General features: G+C 74.1%; 22 protein-coding genes and 2 pseudogenes. 18 read left to right on the forward strand and 6 right to left on the reverse strand.

Going from position 1 to position 22054, the window contains the following annotated elements:
* The first annotated feature begins 1 nt into the window (after position 1).
* The 3 genes from Ae717Ps2_RS05845 (at position 2) to Ae717Ps2_RS05855 (ending at position 2115) form a co-directional block, all read left to right on the forward strand.
* Positions 2-748 carry a GntR family transcriptional regulator gene (locus tag Ae717Ps2_RS05845; RefSeq protein WP_233147464.1) on the forward strand — a complete coding sequence of 249 codons (747 nt, stop codon included), beginning with the start codon at positions 2-4 and terminating at the stop codon, positions 746-748.
* A gap of 31 nt (positions 749-779) precedes the next feature.
* The gene (gene coaD, locus Ae717Ps2_RS05850; RefSeq protein ID WP_075333111.1) at positions 780-1265 is read left to right on the forward strand and encodes a pantetheine-phosphate adenylyltransferase; all 486 of its coding nucleotides are present in this window, start codon (positions 780-782) and stop codon (positions 1263-1265) included.
* 97 nt (positions 1266-1362) lie between these two features.
* Positions 1363-2115 carry a DivIVA domain-containing protein gene (locus Ae717Ps2_RS05855; RefSeq protein WP_020626219.1) on the forward strand — a complete coding sequence of 251 codons (753 nt, stop codon included), beginning with the start codon at positions 1363-1365 and terminating at the stop codon, positions 2113-2115.
* A gap of 22 nt (positions 2116-2137) precedes the next feature.
* On the opposite strand, the gene Ae717Ps2_RS05860 is transcribed toward Ae717Ps2_RS05855, so the two are convergent.
* Both Ae717Ps2_RS05860 and Ae717Ps2_RS05865 read right to left on the reverse strand, forming a co-directional pair.
* Positions 2138-3424, reverse strand: coding sequence for a DUF222 domain-containing protein (locus Ae717Ps2_RS05860; protein ID WP_075307643.1), 1287 nt, complete (start codon positions 3422-3424; stop codon positions 2138-2140).
* Between the two features lie 226 nt (positions 3425-3650).
* Positions 3651-4148, reverse strand: coding sequence for a glyoxalase/bleomycin resistance/extradiol dioxygenase family protein (locus Ae717Ps2_RS05865; RefSeq protein ID WP_075333112.1), 498 nt, complete (start codon positions 4146-4148; stop codon positions 3651-3653).
* Positions 4149-4208: 60 nt separating this feature from the next.
* Here Ae717Ps2_RS05865 and Ae717Ps2_RS05870 point away from each other — a divergent pair, with 60 nt between their 5' ends.
* The 7 genes and pseudogenes from Ae717Ps2_RS05870 (at position 4209) to mutM (ending at position 8653) form a co-directional block, all read left to right on the forward strand.
* Positions 4209-4976: a helix-turn-helix domain-containing protein gene (locus Ae717Ps2_RS05870; RefSeq protein WP_075307639.1), complete on the forward strand. Its 768-nt coding sequence runs from the start codon at positions 4209-4211 to the stop codon at positions 4974-4976.
* 449 nt (positions 4977-5425) lie between these two features.
* Positions 5426-5578: pseudogene (locus tag Ae717Ps2_RS40240) on the forward strand (ParA family protein); the annotation flags it as partial.
* Positions 5579-5937: 359 nt separating this feature from the next.
* On the forward strand, positions 5938-6156 hold the full coding sequence (locus tag Ae717Ps2_RS05880) for a hypothetical protein (RefSeq protein WP_143510321.1): 219 nt from the start codon (positions 5938-5940) through the stop codon (positions 6154-6156).
* A gap of 26 nt (positions 6157-6182) precedes the next feature.
* Complete coding sequence (locus Ae717Ps2_RS05885) at positions 6183-6758, forward strand: DUF177 domain-containing protein (protein ID WP_075333114.1); 576 nt, start codon at positions 6183-6185, stop codon at positions 6756-6758.
* A 70-nt stretch (positions 6759-6828) separates the two neighbouring features.
* The gene (gene rpmF, locus Ae717Ps2_RS05890; RefSeq protein WP_020626225.1) at positions 6829-7011 is read left to right on the forward strand and encodes a 50S ribosomal protein L32; all 183 of its coding nucleotides are present in this window, start codon (positions 6829-6831) and stop codon (positions 7009-7011) included.
* 8 nt (positions 7012-7019) lie between these two features.
* The gene (gene rnc / locus Ae717Ps2_RS05895) at positions 7020-7769 is read left to right on the forward strand and encodes a ribonuclease III (protein WP_075307637.1); all 750 of its coding nucleotides are present in this window, start codon (positions 7020-7022) and stop codon (positions 7767-7769) included.
* 5 nt (positions 7770-7774) lie between these two features.
* Positions 7775-8653 carry a bifunctional DNA-formamidopyrimidine glycosylase/DNA-(apurinic or apyrimidinic site) lyase gene (gene mutM / locus Ae717Ps2_RS05900; protein ID WP_075333115.1) on the forward strand — a complete coding sequence of 293 codons (879 nt, stop codon included), beginning with the start codon at positions 7775-7777 and terminating at the stop codon, positions 8651-8653.
* A gap of 34 nt (positions 8654-8687) precedes the next feature.
* Here the strand turns inward: mutM and lysA are convergent, their stop codons facing one another.
* A complete protein-coding gene (gene lysA, locus Ae717Ps2_RS05905) occupies positions 8688-10022 on the reverse strand; it encodes a diaminopimelate decarboxylase (protein ID WP_083695694.1) in 1335 nt (444 codons plus the stop codon).
* 241 nt (positions 10023-10263) lie between these two features.
* Here lysA and Ae717Ps2_RS05910 point away from each other — a divergent pair, with 241 nt between their 5' ends.
* A complete protein-coding gene (locus Ae717Ps2_RS05910; RefSeq protein ID WP_075307633.1) occupies positions 10264-10581 on the forward strand; it encodes a PadR family transcriptional regulator in 318 nt (105 codons plus the stop codon).
* Positions 10578-11819: a hypothetical protein gene (locus Ae717Ps2_RS05915; RefSeq protein ID WP_075307631.1), complete on the forward strand. Its 1242-nt coding sequence runs from the start codon at positions 10578-10580 to the stop codon at positions 11817-11819. Before Ae717Ps2_RS05910 ends, Ae717Ps2_RS05915 begins: the two co-directional genes overlap by 4 nt.
* Before the next feature lie 40 nt (positions 11820-11859).
* Here the strand turns inward: Ae717Ps2_RS05915 and Ae717Ps2_RS05920 are convergent, their stop codons facing one another.
* Positions 11860-12906, reverse strand: coding sequence for a magnesium and cobalt transport protein CorA (locus tag Ae717Ps2_RS05920; RefSeq protein WP_020622005.1), 1047 nt, complete (start codon positions 12904-12906; stop codon positions 11860-11862).
* 42 nt (positions 12907-12948) lie between these two features.
* Positions 12949-13386 (reverse strand): hypothetical protein, encoded by a 438-nt coding sequence (locus Ae717Ps2_RS05925; RefSeq protein WP_075307627.1) that lies wholly within the window; start codon positions 13384-13386, stop codon positions 12949-12951.
* A gap of 350 nt (positions 13387-13736) precedes the next feature.
* Between Ae717Ps2_RS05925 and kdpF the strand changes: the two genes are divergently transcribed.
* The 6 genes and pseudogenes from kdpF to Ae717Ps2_RS05955 form a co-directional block, all read left to right on the forward strand.
* Complete coding sequence (kdpF, locus tag Ae717Ps2_RS35965; protein ID WP_020624320.1) at positions 13737-13835, forward strand: K(+)-transporting ATPase subunit F; 99 nt, start codon at positions 13737-13739, stop codon at positions 13833-13835.
* Positions 13835-15517 (forward strand): potassium-transporting ATPase subunit KdpA, encoded by a 1683-nt coding sequence (kdpA, locus tag Ae717Ps2_RS05935; protein WP_075333116.1) that lies wholly within the window; start codon positions 13835-13837, stop codon positions 15515-15517. Before kdpF ends, kdpA begins: the two co-directional genes overlap by 1 nt.
* 38 nt (positions 15518-15555) lie before the next feature.
* Positions 15556-17646 carry a potassium-transporting ATPase subunit KdpB gene (kdpB, locus tag Ae717Ps2_RS05940; RefSeq protein WP_075312144.1) on the forward strand — a complete coding sequence of 697 codons (2091 nt, stop codon included), beginning with the start codon at positions 15556-15558 and terminating at the stop codon, positions 17644-17646.
* Positions 17646-18254: a potassium-transporting ATPase subunit C gene (locus tag Ae717Ps2_RS05945; RefSeq protein WP_075307623.1), complete on the forward strand. Its 609-nt coding sequence runs from the start codon at positions 17646-17648 to the stop codon at positions 18252-18254. Before kdpB ends, Ae717Ps2_RS05945 begins: the two co-directional genes overlap by 1 nt.
* A gap of 23 nt (positions 18255-18277) precedes the next feature.
* Positions 18278-20779 (forward strand): DUF4118 domain-containing protein, encoded by a 2502-nt coding sequence (locus tag Ae717Ps2_RS05950; protein ID WP_283160284.1) that lies wholly within the window; start codon positions 18278-18280, stop codon positions 20777-20779.
* Positions 20776-21087: pseudogene (locus Ae717Ps2_RS05955) on the forward strand (response regulator); the annotation flags it as partial. The gene Ae717Ps2_RS05950 and the pseudogene Ae717Ps2_RS05955, both read left to right, overlap by 4 nt.
* Positions 21088-21111: 24 nt before the next feature.
* On the opposite strand, the gene Ae717Ps2_RS05960 reads toward Ae717Ps2_RS05955, so the two are convergent.
* The gene (locus Ae717Ps2_RS05960; protein ID WP_075329730.1) at positions 21112-21954 is read right to left on the reverse strand and encodes an IS5 family transposase; all 843 of its coding nucleotides are present in this window, start codon (positions 21952-21954) and stop codon (positions 21112-21114) included.
* Positions 21955-22054: the final 100 nt, after the last annotated feature.

The raw sequence follows: 22054 nt of genomic DNA on the forward strand, positions 1-22054 counted from the left end.
GGTGGACGGCACCATGAACGGCGAGGTCCGGATCGGCGACGGGGTCGTGCCCAAGCACGAGCAGCTCCGCACCCTGCTCGCGGAGACGATCGCGCGGGACTTCTCACCGGGCGACCCCTTCCCCAGCGAGCGCAGGCTGTGTCTGGACCACGGCGTGAGCCGGGTGACGGTGCGGGCCGCCGTCGGCGAGCTGGAGCGCGACGGGCTGCTGACCCGGGTCCGCGGCAAGGGCACCTACGTCGCCGCCCGCACCGCGCGCTCCCGGCTGCACCTCGCGTCCTTCCACGACGACATGCGCCGGCTCGGACTCACCCCGACCACGGTCGTCCTCGAGGTCGCCTGCACCACCGGGCCGCCGGAGGCCGTCCGTGCGCTCGGCCAGGGTCCCGACGACCGGTGCTGGCACCTGCGGCGGCTGCGTGTCGCCGAGGGGGTGCCGATGTCGATCGACGACGCCTGGTACGACGCCGAGCGGGTCCCCGACCTCGACGCCCACGACCTCAGCGGCTCGGTCTACAAGATCCTGCAGGACCACTACCGGCTCCCCATCGACCGCGCCGAGCAGACCGTCGCCGCCCGGCAGGCCGACGAGGCCTCGGCGGTCCTGCTCGGGATCCCCGCCGGGCACCCGGTCCTGGTGTTCGACCGGACCGCCAGCTCCGGCGACCGGCCGGTCGAGTACACCGTGTCCCACTACCGCGGTGACCGCTACGAGCTGCACATGTCGCTCGACCGGAGCTGGGCCTGACCGGTGATCACCGGCTGATAGGTTCCGCCCCATGCCCGAGGTCCGCCGCGCCGTCTGCCCCGGTTCCTACGACCCGCCGACGGTGGGGCATCTCGACGTCATCGCCCGCACCGCGGGGCTGTTCGACGAGGTGTTCGTCGCGATCCTCGTGAACCCCCGCAAGGAGGGGCTGTTCTCCGTCGACGAGCGTGTCGTGATGCTCACCGAGATCACCGCGGACCTGCCGGGCGTGCGGGTCGAGTCGTTCCAGGGCCTCGTCGTCGACTACTGCCGTGAGCGCGGCGCCCGGGCGATGGTCAAGGGCCTGCGCGGCGCGACGGACTACGACTACGAGCTGCCGATGGCGCACATGAACCGGCACCTGACCGGGGTCGAGACGCTGTTCCTGCCCGGCGCGCCCGGTCAGGTCTACGTGTCGAGCTCGCTGGTCAAGGAGGTCGCCCGCGGCGGCGGCGACGTCACCGCGTTCCTCCCGCCGAGCGTGCACACCCGGCTGCTGGAGCGCCTGTCCGGCTGAGCCCGGACCCCTGCAAGGCTCACCCGGTCGGAACTTGACACGCGGGAGCGGCGCCGAATAACGGGTCCGCGCCCGCGACGGTGAGAGGATCGCTCGCGTGTACCGGGTCTTCGAGTCGCTGGACGCGCTGGTGACGATCGTCGAGGAGGCGCGCAGCGTCCCGATGACGTCGAACTGCGTGGTCCCGCGCGGCGACGTGCTGGAGCTGCTCGACGACGTCCGCGAGGCGATCCCGGGCGAGATGGACGACGCCCAGGACGTGCTCGACCGGCGCGACGACATCGTGTCCGAGGCCGAGCGCGAGGCGGAGGAGACCCGGACCGCGGCGAACTCCGAGGCCGAGGAGACGCTGCAGAACGCGCGCACCGAGGCCGAGCGGCTCGTCGCCGAGGCGCAGGAGGAGGCCGGGCGCACCCTGGCCGAGGCCCGCCACGAGGCGGAGCGCGCCGTCGCCGAGGGCCGCCGTCAGTACGCCGAACTCACCGACCGGGCCCGTGACGAGGCCGAGCGGATGAGCCACGCCGGCCGGGCCGCGCACGACCGGCTCATCGCCGACGGGCAGAACGAGCAGACCCGGCTGGTGTCCCAGACCGAGGTCGTCCGTGCCGCGCACGCCGAGGCCGGCCGGATCGTCGACGGCGCGCACGCCGAGGCCGACCGGCTGCGCCGCGAGTGCGACGACTACGTCGACACCACCCTCGGCGAGCTGGAGACCACCCTGAACAACGCGCTGGGCGTCGTCGGGCGCGGGCGCAGCCAGATCTGGCGCGGTCAGTACGGCCCGAACTACGGCGGCGGGCTGCCCCCGGAGCAGGGTCGCACCGGCACCGGGATGGACCTGATCGACTGACGGCCGCCGACACCGGGTCGGGTCAGTCCGGCCCGCGGTAGGTGTGCCCGGTGGGTGTCGTGGTCGTGACCCCGTCCGGACCGCGGGCCACGTGCCATCCGGGTTGTTCGCGGATGTGGTTGTGGAACTCGCACACCCCGCGTCCGTTGTCGAGTTCGGTGTGTCCGCCGTCGGCGGCCCGGTGGATGTGGTCGATGTGGCGGGCGGGGGCGTCGCAGTAGGGCTCGGTGCACCGGTTGTTCGCTCGGGCTTTGACGAGGGTGGCGAGGAGGCCGGTGAAGGTGCGTTGGCGTGAGTCGCCGCCGATGACCAGGCCGTGGTCGGTGAGTAGCCGCCGTAGGGATGCGGTGCCGTCGCTGGTGGCGAGCAGGTCGGCGGGGACGGGTCCGAGTCCGGGGATCTCTGCGGGGAGTGGGGAGGTGGGGTCGAGCAGGGCCTGGACGGGGACGGTGACCTGGACCTCGAGGTTGACCGCGGTGGCGGTGGCTTGTCCGGTGACGCGTTCGACCAATGTGTCGGCGTGTACCTGTCCGCGGCTGCGGGTCAGCGGTGCCGGGTCGACCTGGGCCTGCACGAAGGCTTTCTGGAGTGCGGCGAGGCAGGCGGCGCCTTGTGCGGCGGTGAGGTAGGCGGTGAGGTAGCTCATCGCGTCCGGTGCCGGGCGCAGGGTGACTCGGCGTTCGGCTGTGGCGGTGTGGACGCGGGCTCGGAAGCGTTCGGGCGCGATCTCGGCGACCATGCGGCGGGTCATGGTGCGGAGTCGGCCGATGCCGAGCCGGGTGAGGTCGTGTGTGGCGAGGCGGGTGTCGAGGTGTCTGCGCTGGTGTGGGTCGAGGTCGCGGCATTCGACGGCGATGGCGGTGACTTTGGCGGCGCTGAGCTCCCCGGCGGTGTGCAGGCCGCGGACGTGGTCGAGCCCGGAGTGCAGGTCGCGGGTGTTGGCCACGCGGGTGCGGGCTTCGGTGGTGGAGATCCGGCAGGCGAGCTGGATCTGGGCGACGACGCTGCGGTGGAGCCGCTCGGGGGCGGTCCGGGCGCGGTCGGTCCCGTCGGTCTGGTCGTCGGTGAGGTGGTTCTCGACGTGGGCTCGGGCGAACGCCCGGATGCGGGTGGACTGGAGTGCGGCGAGGGAGGCCTGGACGGACTCGATCTGCTGGATCTGGTCGATCAGGTCTGTCTCGGAGAGCAGGGTGGTGTCGTCGCCGATCGCCTGGTCTATCAGGAGCTGGATCAGGGCGAGGTCACCGGAGCGGAACCTGCCGGAGCCCACGCCGGTGGCGTGGGCGGGTGGCTCCTGGGTCGCGGTCACCTCGTCGATGGTACTCGAACATTAGTTCGATCTCTAGTTCTCGTTCACCATTGCGAACTCGTGAGCTGCGAGAACGGTGCCGGTCCCGCGTGGCAGGTACGGGCGGGAACACGATGCGCCGGCACCCCGGACCACGGCAGGGCCGAGGCCCCGGCCGGCCCTGCCGTATGCCGTCGGCGGCGGCCGGGACGCCGGCGCGCCGATCGGGGCCCCGCTCGCCCCACCGTCAGCCCTGCTCCGCCGCCCACTCGGTGACCCGCCGTGCGCTCTCCTCCGGCGACAGGTCCTCCACCCGGGTCATCACCGCCCACCGCACCCCGTACGGGTCGACGACCGAGCCGAACCGGTCCCCGGACACGAACGTCGAGACCGGCTCCCGCACGGTCGACCCGGCCTCGGCCAGCGTGGCGACGGCCGCGTCGGTGTCGGGCACGTACACCGCGAGCGACAGCGACACCGGGTGGTCGCCCGCCGGGGCGGCGACGAGGCCGTAGTCGGGCATCGCGTCGGAGACGGTGAACCGGCCGGCCGCCAGCTCCAGCTCGGCGTGCCCGATCATGTCGCCCATCTCGGTGACCGAGAGCACCCGGGCCCCGAAGGCGGCACAGTAGAGTTCGATCGCCGCGCGGGCGGGCGAGGCCACCAGGTGCGGGGTGATCGAGGTGACCCCGTGCGGGCGGCCGTCGGTGGTGTGGGTGCCGGTGACGCTGCTCGTGAGCTCCATGGGACGAGCGTGCCCGCCCCGCGACACAGGCGGATTGAACATTGCCGACAGGAGTGGCCGATGACCGTCGAGTCGCGCGGGCACCTGAACCCGGGCGCCCCGGAGGTCGCGCTCGACCGGGTCCGGATCGGGCTCGACGACCTCGTGCGCTGGGTGTGGACCGCCCGCTGGGACGTGCCGCCCGGGCGCACGGTGCGCCAGCGGGTGCTGCAGTACCCGGCGTTCAACCTCGTCACCGACCCGGTCACCGCGATACTGCACGGGCCGCGCACCGGCGTCGACGTCCGGGAGCTGACCGGGCGGTCCTGGGTCGTCGGCGTGCTGCTCCGGCCCGGCGCGACTCCGCTGTTCACCGCCACCGCACCGGCCGCACTGCGTGGCGCCGACGAGGAGGTCCACCCCGCGCCGGTGGCGGAGCTGACCACGGCCGTGGCGTGCGGCGACCCGGCCGCGACGGTGCGGGACTGGCTCGCCCCGCTGGCCGACCGGGTCACCGACGCCGGACGCCTGGTCAACCGGGCCTGCGCGCTGGCCGAGTCCCGCACCGACGTCGTGCGCGCCGACCAGCTCGCCGAGCTCGTCGGCGTCGCGCCGCGGACGCTGGAACGGCTGGTCCGCGGCCACATCGGGCTGACCCCGCTGTGGCTGATCGAGTGCCGTCGCCTGCAGCACGCCGCCGCGGTGCTCCGGACCGACCCGGACGCCGCGCTGGCCGGGCTGGCCGCCGAACTCGGCTACGCCGACCAGGCCCACTTCACCCGTCGCTACCGGGCCGTGCTCGGCGAGACCCCCGGCGCGACCCGGCAGGCGGCCCGCGCGGCCGGGTGATCGCGGCAACGGCTGCGGCGCAGGTGCTTCACCGCGGGCAGTCACTGTGATCGGATACGCCGGAAGCAGGAATCCAGGTCACCCGCCGTACTACTCTCCCGCGCATGGCACGCTGGCCCGAACCCGACCCGACGACCTGGTGGGAACGCTATGGGCACCGGCTGGAAGGACCCCCCGTGACGAACCCGGCCCCGCCCCCCGAGGCCCCGCGTCCCGAGCTGCCCCGCTCCGAGGCTCGGCGTGGGAACGCCGGGGCGGCCGCGGCGGACCTGCGTGAGGACTCCATGCTGCGGCCCCGGCCCGACCGGCCGCGCACCGGTTGGCGTCGTGCCCTCTACGACATCACCGGTGGCCGGGTGAACCCCGGCCCCAGCGACGCCGAGGAGCTCCGCACCGGGATGCTGGCCCGGGTCCGCGCACCACTGGCCGGTGCGCACCGGGTGGCGGTCATGTCGGTGAAGGGCGGCGTCGGCAAGACCACGGTCGCGGCCTGCCTCGGGCAGGCGCTGGCCGAGCACCGAGGGGACCGGGCCGTCGTCCTCGACGCGAACCCCGACGCCGGCACGCTCGCCGACCGGCTGACCGGCGACTCCCGGATCACCGTCCGCGAGCTGCTGAACGACCTGGAGGGTGTCGGCACCTGGACCGACGTGTCCCGCTACACGAGCCTCGCCGGGCGCCTGCAGGTCCTGGCCTCGGAGCAGGACCCCGCCTCCGGTGAGGCGTTCTCCCGCGACGAGTACGAGCGCGTTGTCGACCTGCTGGGCCGCTTCTTCAACATCATCATCACCGACTCGGGCACCGGGATGGTGCACTCCACGATGCAGGGCACCCTCGCGCGCGCCGACTCGGTGGTCGTCGTGGGAGCCCCCACCGTCGACGGGGCGGGCCGGGCCAGCAAGACGCTGGACTGGCTGGTCGCGCACGGCCCCACGGCGACCTCGTCCGCAACGCGGTGGTCGTGCTGTCCTGCGACCGGCGCAGCGCCGAGGTCGACGCCGCCCGGATCCGCGAGCACTTCGCCCAGCGGGTGCGCGGCGTCGTCGAGGTGCCGCACGACCCGCACCTGGCCACCGGCGGGCGGATCGACCCGGCCCGGCTCCGGCCGGCCACCGCGGACGCGTTCCTGGAGCTGGGCGCCCTGGTCGCCGACGCGTTCGACGTGCGACGACGCGACTGACCGGGCCGCGTACGCTGGTCGGCGAGATGAACACCGCGCGCAGCCAGAACCGTCCCGACGACAACCCCTGGGTCCTCTCCACCCGCGAGCTGGCCCGCCGCCCCGGCAACCAGCGCACCGTGGCCCGCACGGTCCCCGCGCCGTCCGGCGACGCCGAGATCGGCTTGACCGGGGTGATCACGGTCCCCGGCGGGTCCGACGTCGAGCTCGACGTGTCCCTGGAGTCGGTGACCGAGGGCGTCTACGTCGCCGGCACCGCCGACGCCCGGCTGGCGGGGGAGTGCTCGCGCTGCCTGGAGCCGATCGGGGAGGACGTGCAGGTCCGGATCGGCGAGCTGTTCGCCTATCCGGACTCGGTCACCGAGGAGACCACCGACGCCGACGAGATCCCGCGCCTGGTCGACGAGCGCATCGACCTCACCCAGGCCGTGCGCGACGCGATCGTGACCGAGCTGCCGATGGCACCGCTGTGCCGCGAGGACTGCCCTGGTCTGTGCGTCGAGTGCGGGGAGAGGTGGGCCGATCTCCCATCGGATCACGGGCATGAGACACTGGATCCTCGTTGGGCGGCGCTCCGTGAGCGCCTGCCCTCCACCGACTGAGCGGCGGCTCCCCGTGAGCCCGCTCCCCGGTGGGCAGACCTGATCGTTCGAAGTACCGAGGAGTGTCATCATGGCCGTTCCCAAGCGCCGGATGTCGCGGTCGAACACGCGTGCGCGCCGGTCGCAGTGGAAGGCCACTGCGCCGACCCTGGTCGCCTGCTCGAACCGCGCCTGCCGTGAGCCGAAGCTGCAGCACATCGCCTGCCCGACCTGTGGGCAGTACGACGGTCGTCAGGTCACCAGCCCGGCCTGATCGCAGCAGTGGGCGACAAGAGTGTGACCGGTCCGGTGACGGACCGGTCACCTCTGCTGTCCGCACTCGGTGTGGACCTGGACGAGACGCTGCTCACGCTGGCGCTGACCCACCGGTCCTACGCCTACGAGCACGGTGGACTGCCGACCAACGAGCGCCTGGAGTTCCTGGGCGACTCGGTGCTGTCGATCGTGATCACCGAGCGGCTGTACCGGGACCACCCGGAACTCCCCGAGGGGCAGCTGGCGAAGCTGCGCGCGAGCGTGGTCAACATGCACGCGCTCGCCACCGTCGCCGTGGCGTTGCCCACACCGGACGGTGTGCCTCACGGCCTCGGCGCGTACCTGTACCTGGGGCGCGGTGAGGAGCTGACCGGTGGCCGGTCGAAGGCCAGCATCCTGGCCGACGCCACCGAGGCGCTGCTCGGCGCGGTGTACCTCGCGCACGGCCTCGAGCCGTCCCGCGAGCTGATCCACCGGCTGTTCGCGGACCTGCTGCACAGTGCCCCGTTGCTCGGCGCGGGCCTGGACTGGAAGACCAGCCTCCAGGAGCTCACCGCCGCCGGCGGGCACGGTGTGCCCGAGTACCGGATCGACGAGGAGGGCCCGGACCACCTGAAGGTGTTCACCGCGACGGCCGTCGTCGGGGGTCGTGACCTCGGCAGCGGCGCGGGGCGCACCAAGAAGGAGGCCGAGCAGAAGGCGGCCGAGATCGCCTGGCACGCGCTGTCCGACGAGAGTGCCGGCTCCGGGCGGTAGCCGCGATGCCGGAACTGCCCGAGGTCGAGGTCGTCCGCCGCGGCCTCGCCGACCACGTGCTGGACCGGCGGATCGCGCGCGTCGAGGTGCTGCATCCGCGCGCGGTGCGCCGGCACCCCACCGGGGCTGACGACTTCACCGCCCGGCTGGCCGGGCGCACGCTGTCCGCGGCCGCCCGGCGCGGCAAGTACCTCTGGCTGGAGCTGGACACCGCAGGCCCCGGTGACGACGCGCTGCTCGCGCACCTGGGCATGTCCGGGCAGATGCTCGTCGAACCCCCGGACGCGCCCGACGAGAAGCACCTGCGGGTCCGCGTCCGGTTCGACGACGACGGCCCCGAGCTCCGCTTCGTCGACCAGCGCACCTTCGGCGGGCTGTCGGTGCACCCCCTCGCCGCGGCCGCGGGCGGCGGCCTGGTGCCCGAGCCGGTCGCCCACATCGCCCGCGACCCGATGGACCCGGCGTTCTCGGCCGACGACGCCGTCGCGGCGATGCGTCGCCGTCGCACCGAGGTCAAGCGGGCGCTGCTCGACCAGACCGTCGTCTCCGGGATCGGCAACATCTACGCCGACGAGGCGCTCTGGCGGGCCCGGCTGCACGGCACCCGGCCCACCGAGAAACTGACCCGGGCCCAGGGCCACACCGTCCTCGACGCCGCGACGACCGTCATGCACGAGGCGCTCGCCCAGGGCGGCACCTCCTTCGACGCGCTGTACGTCAATGTCAACGGCGCCTCGGGCTACTTCGACCGCTCCCTGAACGTCTACGGCCAGGCGGACCGGGCGTGCCGTCGCTGCGGCACCCCGATCCGCCGGGACGCGTTCATGAACCGCTCGTCGTTCACCTGCCCGCGGTGCCAGCCGGCCCCGCGGCCCCGCCGCTGACCGGCGCTGACCGGGTGCCGACCGGCGCGGGGCCTCAGGAGCAGTCGCGGCGCAGCAGGTCCTCCGGGGTGTCGCGGCGCAGCAGCGGCAGCGACGCCCCCGCGGCGACGGCGACCACCGGCGGGCGCGGGACCTGGTTGTAGGTCGAGGCCATCGAGGCGTGGTACGCGCCGGACACCGGCACCGCCAGCAGGTCCCCGGGGGCGACGTCGGCGGGCAGCCGGACGCCGTCGGCGATCACGTCGGAGGACTCGCAGTGCCGCCCCGCCACGCGGACCGACTCCAGCGGTGCCCGGGTGGCGCGCCCGACGAGCCGGACCGGGTAGCGGGCGCCGTAGAGGGCGGGGCGGGGGTCGTCGCTCATGCCGCCGTCGACCAGCACGGTGGTGCGGCCGTCGCCGCAGCGCTGCACCGCGCCGACCCGGTAGAGCGTCACCCCGGCCCGGGCGACGATCGCGCGCCCCGGCTCGACGAGCAGCCGCGGCTCGTCGATGCCGTGCGCCGCGCAGGCCCGGGCCAGGGTGCCCCGCACGGCCCGGCCGAAGATCGCCGGGTCCAGGCAGGGCTCGCCCTCGGCGTAGCCGACCGCGTGCCCGCCGCCCAGGTCCAGCTCGGCGACGGTGACCCCGTACCGCGCACGCAGCGCCGCGATCACGCCCACCATCCGGACCGCGGCCCGCTCGTAGCGCGACACCGACGGCACCTGCGAGCCGAGATGGCAGTGCAGCCCGGCCAGCTCCAGCTCGGGGCGGGCCAGTACCCGTCCGGCGACCTCCAGCGCCTCGGAGGGCGGCATCCCGAACCACGACGACGCGGTGCCGGTGGTGAGCCCCGGGTGGGTGCCGGCGTCGACGTCCGGGCTGATCCGCAGCAGCACCTTCTGCCGGCGCGGCGCGAGGGAGGCGATCCGGTCGACCTCCGCCGCCGAGTCCAGCACGATCCGCCCGACGCCCGCGGCGAACGCCGCCTTCAGGTCCTCGTCGGTCTTGACGGTGCCGTGCAGCACGATGCGGTCACCGGGCAGCCCAGCGGCCGCGGCCACCGCGACCTCGCCGCCGGAGCACGCGTCGACCGAGCAGCCCTCGTCGGCGACCAGGCGGGCCATCCCGCGGCAGAGGAACGCCTTGCCGGCGTAGACGATCTCGGCGTCGGGCAGCGCGGCCCGGTAGGCGCGGCAGCGGGCGCGGACGTCGGCGGTGTCGAGCACCTGCACCGGGGTGCCGAAGCGGGCGGCGAGCTCGGTGAGGTCGACCCCGCCGATCTGCAGGGCGCCGTCGGAGGTCGTGCGGGTCGTGACCGGCCACAGGCCCGGCTCGAGGCGGGCGGCGAGCGTCGGGCGGAGGGAGGGGAGCAGGTCGGCGAGGGTCACCGGGATGACTCCTTGGTGGCGGGCGCCCGGTGCGGGCGCCGTGCCCCTCCGTTGTCGCCCCGCGGAGCCGCGCGCGTCCGCCGTCGCTACGCCGCCCTGACGCCGTCCGGCGCAGGACTGGCGGCCCGTTGACACCCGGCCCCGACACCCGGCTCCGACCCCCGGCTCGACACGCGCCCGGTGCAGCGGTGCGCGGACTACTGCGCATCGCGTAGTAGTCTGCGAAGCGTAAGGAGGTGCGATGGACACCAGCCAGCTGCTCAAGGGAGTGCTCGACCTCGCGGTGCTCGCGGTCCTGGACCGCGCGGACGGATACGGCTACGAGGTCGTCCGGGCCCTGCGCGGCGCCGGCCTCGCCGAGGTGGGGGACGCCTCGGTCTACGGCACGCTGCGCCGGCTCTACGGCGCGGGCCTGCTGACCTCGTACGTGGTCCCCAGCGAGGAGGGGCCGCACCGCAAGTACTACGCGATCAACGAACCGGGCCGGGTCCGGCTGCGGGAGACGACCGAACGGTGGCGTGCGTTCGCCACCACGATGGAAGGCCTGGTGGGCACGTGAGCACCGAGCAGAGCGGGGGCGGCCGCGGCGGCGGCAGCAACGGCGGCAACGGAACTGACACCGACGTCACGGCGCGCATCGGCGACCCGGTCACCGACGACTACCTGGTGGGCCTGCGGGTCGCCCTGACCGGCCTGCCGCACACCGAGGTCGCCGAGATCGTCGACGACGCGCGCGGGCACCTCGCGGAGCTCGCCGAGGAGCTGGGCGCCGGCTACGGCCGCGACGCGGTGCACGCCCGGCTCGGCAGCCCGCAGGACTACGCGGCCGAGCTGCGCGCGGCGGCCGGGTACCCGCCAGCACAGCAGGAGCCCGTGGAGCGCCCGCGCACCGGGCGGGCCGGGTTCGCCCTGGCCGCGCTCGTCGTCGCGACCGCCGCGGCGGGGGCCGCGGGGCTCGCGGTGGGGCAGGTCGGGCCGTCGACGGTGGCGCCGCTGTTCCTCGCGGTGCCGCTCGCCGCTGCCGGTGCGCTGGCCGCCTGGTCCGACGGGCCGGCGCAGCCCGCGGCGGCGTCGCTGCCGTCGGTCGTCGCGCTGCGCGAACGGCTCGCCCGGGCCCGTACCGACGGCGCGGCCGGGGGGTTCGTGCTGTCCCTGCAACCCGGCTGGTGGGTGCTGCGCGCGCTGGTCGCGGCCGGGGTCATCGGGTGGGCGTTCGGCGGCGGCGGGTCCGCCGTGCTGGTGACGGCGCTGGTCCTCGCCGTGCCCGCGGTGCCGTTGTCGGTGCTGCTCGGCCCGCGCAGTGCGGCCGACCGGCGGCTGCTGTGGGCCGTCGTACCGCTGAACGCGTTCGCGGTGGGACTGCTGGTGGCCGCGGTGCTGGGACTGGGGCAGGACCGCAACGGGGGCGCGGTGTCCTACGCGCCCCCGGCCGGGCTGAGCCTCGACGGCACCTCCGTCGCCGACGTGCGGCCCTTCGACGCGAAGGGGAGGCCGCTGAGCGGGGTGTACCTGTTCGACGAGAACGGCCGCCCGCTCGCGGTCGACGACCACTCCTGCGTCGACGAGGGGGTGGACGGGGGGTATGCCGCCACGTCCACCCCGCCGGCCCCCGGGCCGTACCCGCGGGGCGTCCGCACGATCGACCCGACGACCGGGCGCTGCGTGACCCGGCCGCCGCAGCCGCTGGTCGTGACGATCCCGCAGACCACGGCACCCCGTCCGACGAGCGCGGCGCCCGCCCCGTCGCCCGCGCAGTCGACCGCGCCGGTGCCGGCCGCGCCGACCACGACGGGCTGACGCCGGGGCCGGGCGCCCACGGGGGGTGGGCGCCCGGCCCTCACAGCCAATCGTTGTGCTTGAACGCCACGTACAGCACGAGGCCGAGCAGCAGCATCAGCCCGATGGCCATCGGGTAGCCCAGGGCCCAGTGCAGCTCCGGCATCTCGTCGAAGTTCATGCCGTAGATGCCGGCGATCAGGGTCGGCGCGAACAGGATCGCCGCCCACGACGACACCCGCTTCATCTGCTCGTTCTGCGCGTAGCCCGCCTCGGTGAGCCGGGTCATCTCCTCGTTCTGGCGCTGCGCGACGAGCGTCGAGTTGACGGTCAGGATGTTGCCGAGCAGGTCCCGGAAGCCCTCGACGCGCTCCCGCACACGGGTCGCGTGGTCGATCACGTCGCGCATCGCGCGGCGCAGCTCCAGGTCCGGGGCGTCGCCGGACTTGGCGAACCGGGCCCGCAGCTCGATGAAGATCTCCTGCAGCGGCTCGACGGCCCGCTGGAACGCGATGACCTGCCGGGTCAGCTGGTAGATGCGCCGCGACACGTTCGGGTCGCCGCGGAACACCTCCTCCTCGATCCCGTCGATGTCGTCCTGCAGGCCGTCGAGGACGGGGAAGTAGTCGTCGACGACCCGGTCGAGCACCGCGTAGAGCACCGCCATCGGGCCGTGCGCGAGCAGATCGGGGTCGTTCTCCAACCGGTCGCGGACCTCGCTGAGCTGCGGCTCGACGGCGTGCCGCACGGTGATCACGAAGTCGGGACCGAGGAACAGGTGGACCTCGCCGATCTCCACGACCTCGTCGGCGTCGACGTAGCGGGCGGGGCGCAGCACCACGAACTCGGTGCGGCCGTAGCGCTCCAGCTTCGGGCGCTGGTGGGCGTTGACGGTGTCCTCGATCGCGAGCGAGTGGAGATCGAACTCCCGCGCTACCTGGTGGAGCTCCTCGACGTCCGGGCGCAGCATCCCGATCCAGCAGAACGCCGTGGAGTCCTCGCCGTGGTCGGCGCGGCAGCCCTGCAACACCTCGACCGCGCTGTCGACGGACTCCGGCGCCGCGGCGCGCTTGCCGTCGACGTAGACCGCGTTGTCGATCACGGACATGCGTGGGCCTCCTCCGGTCCCGGCCGGGGAGCGCCCCCGCCGTCACCGGGAAGGGTATCCAGCGGTGCGGTCCGCAACCGTGCGACGACGAGCGGGCCGCCGACGCCCCACCGCCGACGGTGCGACCGTCGCGGCACGGGTGAGCAGCGCGGCCCCGAGCAGCACCGCCAGCAGCCACAGGTCCGGGCCCGCGAGGTGCAGCTCGGCCAGGTGGTGCAGGCCGAAGCCGTCGCTGAACCCCCAGCAGACCACGGCGACGGCGAGTGCGCCCACCGCCGTCGTCGCGGCGGCCAGGAGCACGGTTCCCACCCCGGCGACCACGACCGCGGCCGCGGCGGACCCGCCGGGCCCCGCACCGGCCAGGGCCGCGGCGCCGGCGCTCAGGCCCGCGGCGACACCGGCGGCGATCCCCGCGACGAAGCCTGCGCCCCCGGTCAGGGGCGGCGGTGGGACCGGACGGGCGGGGCGGCGCTGCAGCATGCGCGGGAGGGTGCGCCCTTCACCGGGCCGCCGGCCGGGCTCCTGACGCGGTGTTGGCGTCGTCACACGCGTGTGTTGACGGGTTCCTGAGACCGACCGCCCGTCCGGGGGACGTGATGGCCACCACCGGGCGTCAAGAACGCGTCAACGCGGGAGCCGGTGGGCGTCAATCCGCCGTCATCGACCGGTCCCGCGGGACCTCGTTCGGCGCACGATCCCCGGCGGCCCGCCGGAGATCCCCGGCGGGTGAGCACGACCGAGGAGAGTCCCGTGGCCGACCTGGCCTACATCGCGTTGCTGGTGGCGTCCTTCGCCGTCCTCGCGCTCACCCTGCGCGGGATGGAGAAGCTGTGATCGCGACCGTCGTCGAGAACGCGGCCGGGGGCCTGCTCGCCCTGGGCCTGCTGGTGTACCTGGTCATCGCGCTGCTCCGCCCGGAGCGGTTCTGATGGCCGGGCTCGCGCAGGCGGCGGCGCTGGTGGCGCTGCTCGCCGTGACCTGGAAGCCGCTGGGCGACTGGATGGCGCGGGTCTACACCGACACCCGGCACTGGCGGATCGAGCGGCTCGTCTACCGGATCTGCCGCATCGACGCCACGTCCACGCAGCGCTGGACGACCTACACCGCGGGCGTGCTGGGCTTCTCGTTCGTCTCGATCGTGCTGCTCTACCTGATGCAGCGGCTGCAGGCCTTCCTCCCGCTCGGCTTCGGCCGCGGCACCGACGGCGGCACCTCGGTGTCCCCGGCGATGGCGTTCAACACCGCGGTGTCGTTCGTGACCAACACGAACTGGCAGTCCTACGTGCCCGAGCAGGTGCTCGGCCACACCGTGCAGATGGCCGGGCTGACCGTGCAGAACGTCGTGTCCGCCGCCGTCGGCATGGCGGTCGCGATCGCGCTGGTCCGCGGTTTCGTGGCCCACGGCGCGACCGGCGACGACGAGGGGGGCCGGATCGGGAACTTCTGGGTCGACCTGACCCGCGGCGTCGTCCGGATCCTGCTGCCGCTCGCCGCCGTCGCCGCGGTCGTGCTCGTCGCCACCGGGGTGGTGCAGTCGCTGCGATCCGGCGTCGACGTGACGACGGTCGACGGCAGCACCCACACCCTGGCGCTCGCCCCGGTCGCCTCGCAGGAGGCGGTCAAGGAGCTCGGCACCAACGGCGGCGGCATCCTCAACGCCAACTCCGCGCACCCCTTCGAGAACCCGAGCCCGCTGTCGAACCTGCTCGAGATCTTCCTGATGCTCGTGATCCCGGTCGCCCTGACCCGCACGTTCGGCGTGCTGGTCGGACGGGTCCGCCAGGGCGTCGTGCTGCTGTCGGTCATGGGCGGGCTGTGGGCGCTGTTCCTCGCCGCGACCTGGCTGGCCGAGCTGCACCCCAACGGCCCGGCCGCGCTCGCCGCGGGCGGGGCGATGGAGGGCAAGGAGGTGCGGTTCGGCATCCCCGGCTCCGCACTGTTCGTCGTGTCCACCACGGGCACGTCCACCGGCGCGGTGAACTCCACCCACGACAGCCTCACCGGCGCGGGCGGTGGCGTCGCGCTGCTGAACATGCTGCTCGGCGAGGTCGCACCCGGCGGCGTCGGCTCCGGGCTCTACGGCCTGCTGGTCCTCGCGGTCATCGCGGTGTTCCTGGCCGGACTGATGGTCGGGCGCACCCCGGAGTACCTGGGCAAGAAGCTCGGCCGGCGCGAGATCACCTACGCCGCCGTGTCGATCCTGGTCATGCCGGCGTTCGTCCTCATCGGCGCCGGGTTGGCCATCGCGCTGCCGGGCACCGCCGACGCGCTGGGCAACTCGGGGGCGCACGGCTTCTCCGAGGTCCTCTACGCCTGGGCCTCGGCCGCCAACAACAACGGCTCCGCGTTCGGCGGGCTTACCGCGACCAGCGACTTCTTCCAGGCCGGTCTGGGGCTGGCCATGCTCTTCGGACGGTTCGTGCCGATGCTGGCGGTGCTGGCGCTCGCCGGCTCGCTGGCCCGCCAGCGCCGCGTCCCGGCCGGTGCCGGGACCCTCCCGACCGACGGGCCGCTGTTCGCCGGCCTGGTCGGCGGCACCGTGCTGCTGGTGTCGGCGCTGACCTTCTTCCCGGCGCTCGCGCTCGGCCCGATCGCCGAGGCCCTGTCGTGACCGCCACCCACCACCACCGTGCCGAGTCGGAGGAATCCGTGTCCGTGACGACCGAGCCGCAGGCGGCGCCGCAGAGCGCGGCGCCCGTCGCCGCCGGGGCGTTCGCGCCGCGCCAGCTCCTGGCCGCCCTGCCCGAGGCACTGCGCAAGCTCGACCCGCGCGTGCAGGCCCGCAACCCGGTCATGTTCGTCGTCTGGGTCGGGTCCGTGCTGGTCACGGTGCTCGCCGTCGCCGACCCGAGCGTGTTCGCGGTGCTCGTCGCGGTGTGGCTCTGGTTCACCGTGCTGTTCGCCAACCTCGCCGAGGCCGTCGCCGAGGGACGGGGCAAGGCCCAGGCCGCGTCGCTGCGCGCCACCCAGCGCGACACCGTCGCCCGCCGCCTGCTGGGCGCCGACCCGGCCGACCCGGCCGCGGCCGAGGAGCAGGTCCCCGGCGCCACGTTGACGCTCGGCGACCTGGTCGTCGTCGAGGCGGGGGAGACGATCCCCGGCGACGGCGACGTCGTCCACGGCATCGCCTCGGTCGACGAGTCCGCCATCACCGGCGAGTCCGCACCGGTCATCCGGGAGGCGGGCGGCGACCGCTGCGCCGTCACCGGCGGCACCACCGTGCTGTCGGACCGGATCGTCGTGCGGATCACGACGAAGCCGGGGGAGTCCTTCGTCGACCGGATGATCGCCCTGGTCGAGGGCGCCGCCCGGCAGAAGACCCCGAACGAGATCGCGCTGACCATCCTGTTGTCGGCGCTGACGATCATCTTCCTGCTCGCCGTGGTCGCGATCGCGCCGATGAGCGCCTACGCCGGCACCCAGGTGCCGCTGCTGGTGCTCACCGCGCTGCTGGTCTGCCTCATCCCGACCACCATCGGCGCGCTGTTGTCGGCGATCGGCATCGCCGGGATGGACCGGCTGGTGCAGCGCAACGTGCTCGCCACCTCCGGGCGCGCCGTCGAGGCCGCGGGCGACGTCGACACCCTGCTGCTCGACAAGACCGGCACGATCACCTTCGGCAACCGGCGCGCCACCGCGCTGCACCCGGTCGGCGGCACCGACCTCGACGAGCTGGCCCGCTCGGCGCGGCTGTCCAGCCTCGCCGACCAGACCCCCGAGGGACGCAGCATCGTCGAGCTCTGCGCCGCCGAGCACGGCCTGCCCCCCGAGGCCGACGCGACCGAGGCCGTCGCCGAGTTCGTGCCCTTCACCGCCCAGACCCGGATGTCGGGCATCGACCTGCCCGGCGGCGTCGTCCGCAAGGGCGCCGCGGCCGCGGTCCTCGACTGGGCCCACGCGGGCGACCGCGCCGAGGTGGACCGGCTGGTGGAGACCATCTCCGACGGCGGCGGCACCCCGCTGGTCGTCGCCAGGGCCTCCGGGCCGGCCGGCGCCGACGGGCGGGTGCTCGGCGTCATCGAGCTGTCCGACGTCGTGAAGCCCGGCATGGCCGAGCGGTTCGCCGAGCTGCGCGCGATGGGCATCCGCACCGTCATGGTCACCGGCGACAACCCGCGCACCGCGGCCGCGATCGCCGCGCAGGCCGGCGTCGACGACCACATCGCCGAGGCCACCCCGGAGGACAAGCTCGCCTACATCCGCCGCGAGCAGGAGGGGGGCCGGCTCGTCGCGATGACCGGTGACGGCACCAACGACGCGCCCGCGCTCGCCCAGGCCGACGTCGGCGTCGCCATGAACACCGGGACCTCCGCCGCCAAGGAGGCGGGGAACATGGTGGACCTGGACTCCGACCCGACCAAGCTCATCGAGATCGTCGAGATCGGCAAGCAGCTGCTGATCACCCGCGGCGCGCTGACGACGTTCTCCGTCGCCAACGACCTCGCGAAGTACTTCGCGATCCTGCCGGCGATGTTCGTCGCGCTGTACCCGTCGCTCGGACTGCTCAACGTGATGGGCCTGGCGACGCCGGAGTCCGCGATCCTGTCCGCGGTGATCTTCAACGCGCTCGTCATCGTCGCGCTGATCCCGCTGGCGCTGCGCGGGGTGCGGTACCGGCCGTCGTCGGCGGCGTCGCTGCTGCGGCGGAACCTGCTGATCTACGGCCTCGGCGGGGTCGTCACCCCGTTCGTCGGGATCTTCCTCATCGACCTGCTCGTCCGCTTCGTCCCGGGGATCTGATGCTCACCACCCTGCGCCGCCAGACCGCGACCGGTCTGCGCGTGCTCCTCGTCATGACCGTGCTGTGCGGCATCGTGTACCCGCTCGCGATCTGGGGGGTCGCCCGGATCCCCGGGCTGTCCACCGCCGCGGAGGGCTCGGTGCTGCCGGGCGGGACCGGCTCGTCGCTCATCGGGATCGACCCGGTCGCCGCCGACCCGGCCGCCGACCCGTACTTCCACACCCGGCCCTCGGCGACCGCGGAGGCCGACCTGGGTCTCGGCCCGGCCGACACCACGACCTCCGGGGCGTCCAACAAGGGCGGCTTCGACACCGGGCTGCTGGACACGGTCCAGCAGCGCCGCGCGGCGATCGCCGCCCGGGAGGGTGTCGCGCCCGCCGCCGTCCCCACCGACGCGGTGACCGCGTCCGCCTCCGGACTCGACCCCGACATCAGCCCGGCCTACGCCGTGCTCCAGGCACCGCGGGTCGCCCGGGTCACCGGGCTGTCGCTCGACCGGGTGGAACAGCTGGTCGCCGACGCGACCAGCGGCCGCACCCTCGGCTTCCTCGGCGAGCCCAGGGTGAACGTCACCGAACTCAACCTGTCCGTGCGGGACGCGCGGTAGTGGGGCGGGACCACAATGGCCGGGTGAGGGGAGAACTGCGCATCCATCTCGGTGCCGCACCCGGGGTCGGGAAGACCTTCGCCATGCTCGGCGAGGCCCACCGGCGGGTCGGCCGCGGTGCCGACGTGGTCGTCGGCGTCGTCGAGACCCACGGCCGCGAGCGCACCGCCGGGCTGCTCGAGGGACTGGAGGTGGTGCCGCGGCGCACCGTCCTGCACGGCGGGACCGAGCTGCACGAGATGGACGTCGACGCGGTGCTGGCCCGCCGCCCCCAGGTCGCACTGGTCGACGAGCTCGCCCACACCAACGCGCCCGGCTCGCGCAACGCCAAGCGCTGGCAGGACGTCGAGGAGCTGCTCGATGCCGGCATCGACGTCATCTCCACGGTCAACGTGCAGCACCTGGAGTCCCTCGGCGACGTCGTCGAGACCATCACCGGGGCCCGCCAACAGGAGACCGTCCCCGACGAGGTGGTCCGCCGCGCCGAGCAGATCGAGATCGTCGACATCACCCCGGAGGCGCTGCGCCGCAGGCTCGCGCACGGCAACGTCTACCCGCCCGAACGCGTCGACGCCGCCCTGGCGCACTACTTCCGGGTCCCCAACCTCGTCGCGCTGCGGGAGCTCGCGCTGCTGTGGATCGCCGACGAGGTGGACGTGGTGCTGCGCCGCTACCGCACCGAGCAGCAGGTGTCCGACGTGTGGGAGACCCGCGAGCGGGTGGTGGTCGCGCTGACCGGCGGCCGGGAGTCCGAGACCGTGCTCCGCCGCGCAGCGCGGATCGCGAAACGCTCCGGCGGCGCCGACCTGATGGCGGTGCACGTGCTGCGCGGCGACGGCCTCGCCGCCACCGGTGTCGGGGCCGCGGACCGGGTCCGGCGGATGGCCGAGGGGGTCGGCGCGAGCTTCCACACCGTCGTCGGGGAGTCCGTCGACGACGCCCTGCTCGACTTCGCCCGCGGGGCCAACGCCACCCAGCTGGTGCTGGGCACCTCCCGGCGCTCCCGGCTGGCCCGGGTGTTCGACCCCGGCATCGGGGCGCGGGTGGTGCAGGAGTCCGGACCGATCGACGTGCACATGGTCACCCACTCCGCCGCCGGGCGGGCCCTGCGCCTGCCGAGGCTGCGCAACGGGCTGCCGGCGGGGCGCCAGGCGCTCGGCTGGGCGACCGCCGTGCTCGCCCCGGCGGCGGCGACCGTGATCGGGATCGCGCTGACCGACTGGGTGGACCTGTCCACCGACGTCGTCCTCTACTTCCTCGCGACCGTGCTCGCCGCGCTGGCGGGCGGGCTCGGTCCGGCGCTGCTCGCCGCGCTGCTCGGTGGGCTGCTGCTGAACTTCTTCCTGTCCCCGCCGCTGTACTCGCTCGCGATCGCCAACCCCGGCAACGTCATCACCGTGTCCACGATGCTGCTGGTGGGGGTGCTGGTGGCGCTCGTCGTCGACCGGGCGGCCCGGCGCGCGGAGCAGGCGGTGCGGGCCAGGGCCGAGGCGGCGCTGCTGGCGTCGTTCGCGCGGACCGTGCTGACCCGGTCCGACCCGCTGCCGCGGCTGCTGGACCGGGTCCGCGAGACCTGGGCACTGCAGTCGGTGGCCCTGCTCGAGCAGGGCGAGGACCGGGTGTGGCGCCGGGTGGCGTGCACCGGCGACGCCGGGGCGTGCGACCGGCCGGAGAAGGCCGACGTGGACGTCGTCGTCGACGAGGGTCTGCACCTGGTCGGGACCGGCCGGGCCCTGCCCGCGGCCGACCGCAGGCTGCTGGAGGTCGTCGGCGGGCAGGCGCTGCTGGCGCTGCGCGGGCAGCGTGCCGAGGCGGGCGCCGCCGACGCCGAGCGCCGCGCGGCCGCCAACGAGACCCGGGGAGCGCTGCTCTCCGCCGTCGGACACGACCTGCGCAGTCCGCTGACCTCGATCAAGGCCGCCGCGGGCAGCCTGCGCGACGAGCACCTCCCGCTCGGGCCCGACGACCGCGCCGAGCTGCTGGCGACCGTCGAGGAGTCCGCGGACCGGCTCACCGGCCTGGTGGACAACCTGCTCGACTCCTCCCGGCTCGCCGCGGGCGCGGTGACCCCGCTGCTCGCCCCGGTCGGCTACGACGAGGTGGCCGCGACCGCGCTGCTCGGTCTGGAGGGCGCCGACCGGGTCCGGGTCGAGATCGACGAGGACCTGCCCGACGTGCTCGCCGACGCGGGCCTGCTCGACCGGGTGCTCGCCAACGTCGTCGACAACGCGCTGCGGCACGGCGGGACGGAGGTGGTCCTGCGCGCCAGCGCCTACTCCGACCGGGTCGAGCTGCGCGTCGTCGACCGGGGCCGCGGTGTCGCCCCGCGCGAACGCGACGCGCTGTTCGCCGCCTTCCAGCGCCTCGGTGACCGCGACGCGACGTCCGGGCTCGGCCTGGGCCTGTCGGTGGCGCAGGGGCTGACCGTGGTGATGGGCGGCGAGCTGACCGCGGAGGACACCCCGGGCGGCGGACTCACCGTGGTCGTCTCGCTGCCCGCCGCGCCGGTGGGGGCGGCCCGATGAGCGGGGGCGGGAACGGGGTGCGGGTGCTGGTCGTCGACGACGACCCGCAGATCCTGCGGGCCCTGCGGATCAACCTCACCGCGCACGGCTACACGGTGCTCGTCGCCGCGGACGGCTCGGCGGCGCTGCGGGTGGCCGCGGACGGGCACCCGGACGTCGTCGTGCTCGACCTGGGGCTGCCCGACCTCGACGGCACCGAGGTCGTCGAGGGGCTGCGCGGCTGGAGCACGGTGCCGGTGATCGTGCTGTCCGCGCGCACCGACTCCACCGACAAGGTGCGGGCGCTCGACGCCGGCGCCGACGACTACGAGGTCGCGCGGATTGATGGATGATCATGGGCGGCGGTGTGGTCGGCTGTCCCAGCGGTGCGTGGTCCAGGCCTGCCGGATCAGGCTACGGAGTGTGATGATGGTGTCGGCGAGGTCGAAGAACGCGTCGACGACGGTTTCGCGGCGTTCGTAGCAGCGCTGCAGCCGGTTGAAGCTGTTGTGCCAGGCGTTGGTGCGCTCGATGTGCCAGCGTTGGGTGGCCTGGATCGGTGCTTTCTCGCCCTTGCGCGCGATCTCGCTGTGCAGGCCCCGTTCGGTGAGTGTGTCGCGGGTCTTACCGGAGTCATAGCCGGCGTCGAGGTGCACGGTGATGTCGTCGGGCAGCGGGCCGAGAGCGTCGAGGTGGTCGAGAGTGGGGCCCAGTAGCGGGGAGTCGTGGCGGTGTGCCCCGGCCAGGACCCGGCCCAGTGGGATGCCATGGCCCTCGACGAGCACCGATCGCTTCATGCCCTGTTTACGCCGGTCAACCGGTGACGGTCCGGCGACCTCACCGCCGCCGGGGGCCTTGGTGATGGCGCCGTCGACGGCAACGTCGTCAAGCAACAGGCCGACGATGCGGTCGTAGGCGTCCAGGGCGATCCGGCGTAGCTGGGCGAAGACCCCGAGCCGGATCCACTCGTCACGGCGATCGCGGATGGTGGTCGCCGAGCAGGTGCTGTCGGAGACGCCCTGATACGGGCAGCCGAACCGCAGCACCTGCAGGAGCTTGTCGAACACGACCCGATCCGCGATCCGGCGGCGGTGACAGCCCCACGGATGAGTGGGATCGAACTCGACCCGGGGCGGCAGCAGCGCGGCGAACTGGTCCCACAACGGCTCGGTCAACCATGATGGCAGGGCGGGCACGCGGCCTCCAGACGATCACGAAGAGTCAACAACTTCATGATCGACAGGCCCGTGCCCGCCCCTCACCATCGACACCCGGCCGCGACCCAGCTGTGATCAA

Source organism: Pseudonocardia sp. Ae717_Ps2, from assembly GCF_001932475.1.
Classification (GTDB): Bacteria; Actinomycetota; Actinomycetes; order Mycobacteriales; family Pseudonocardiaceae; genus Pseudonocardia.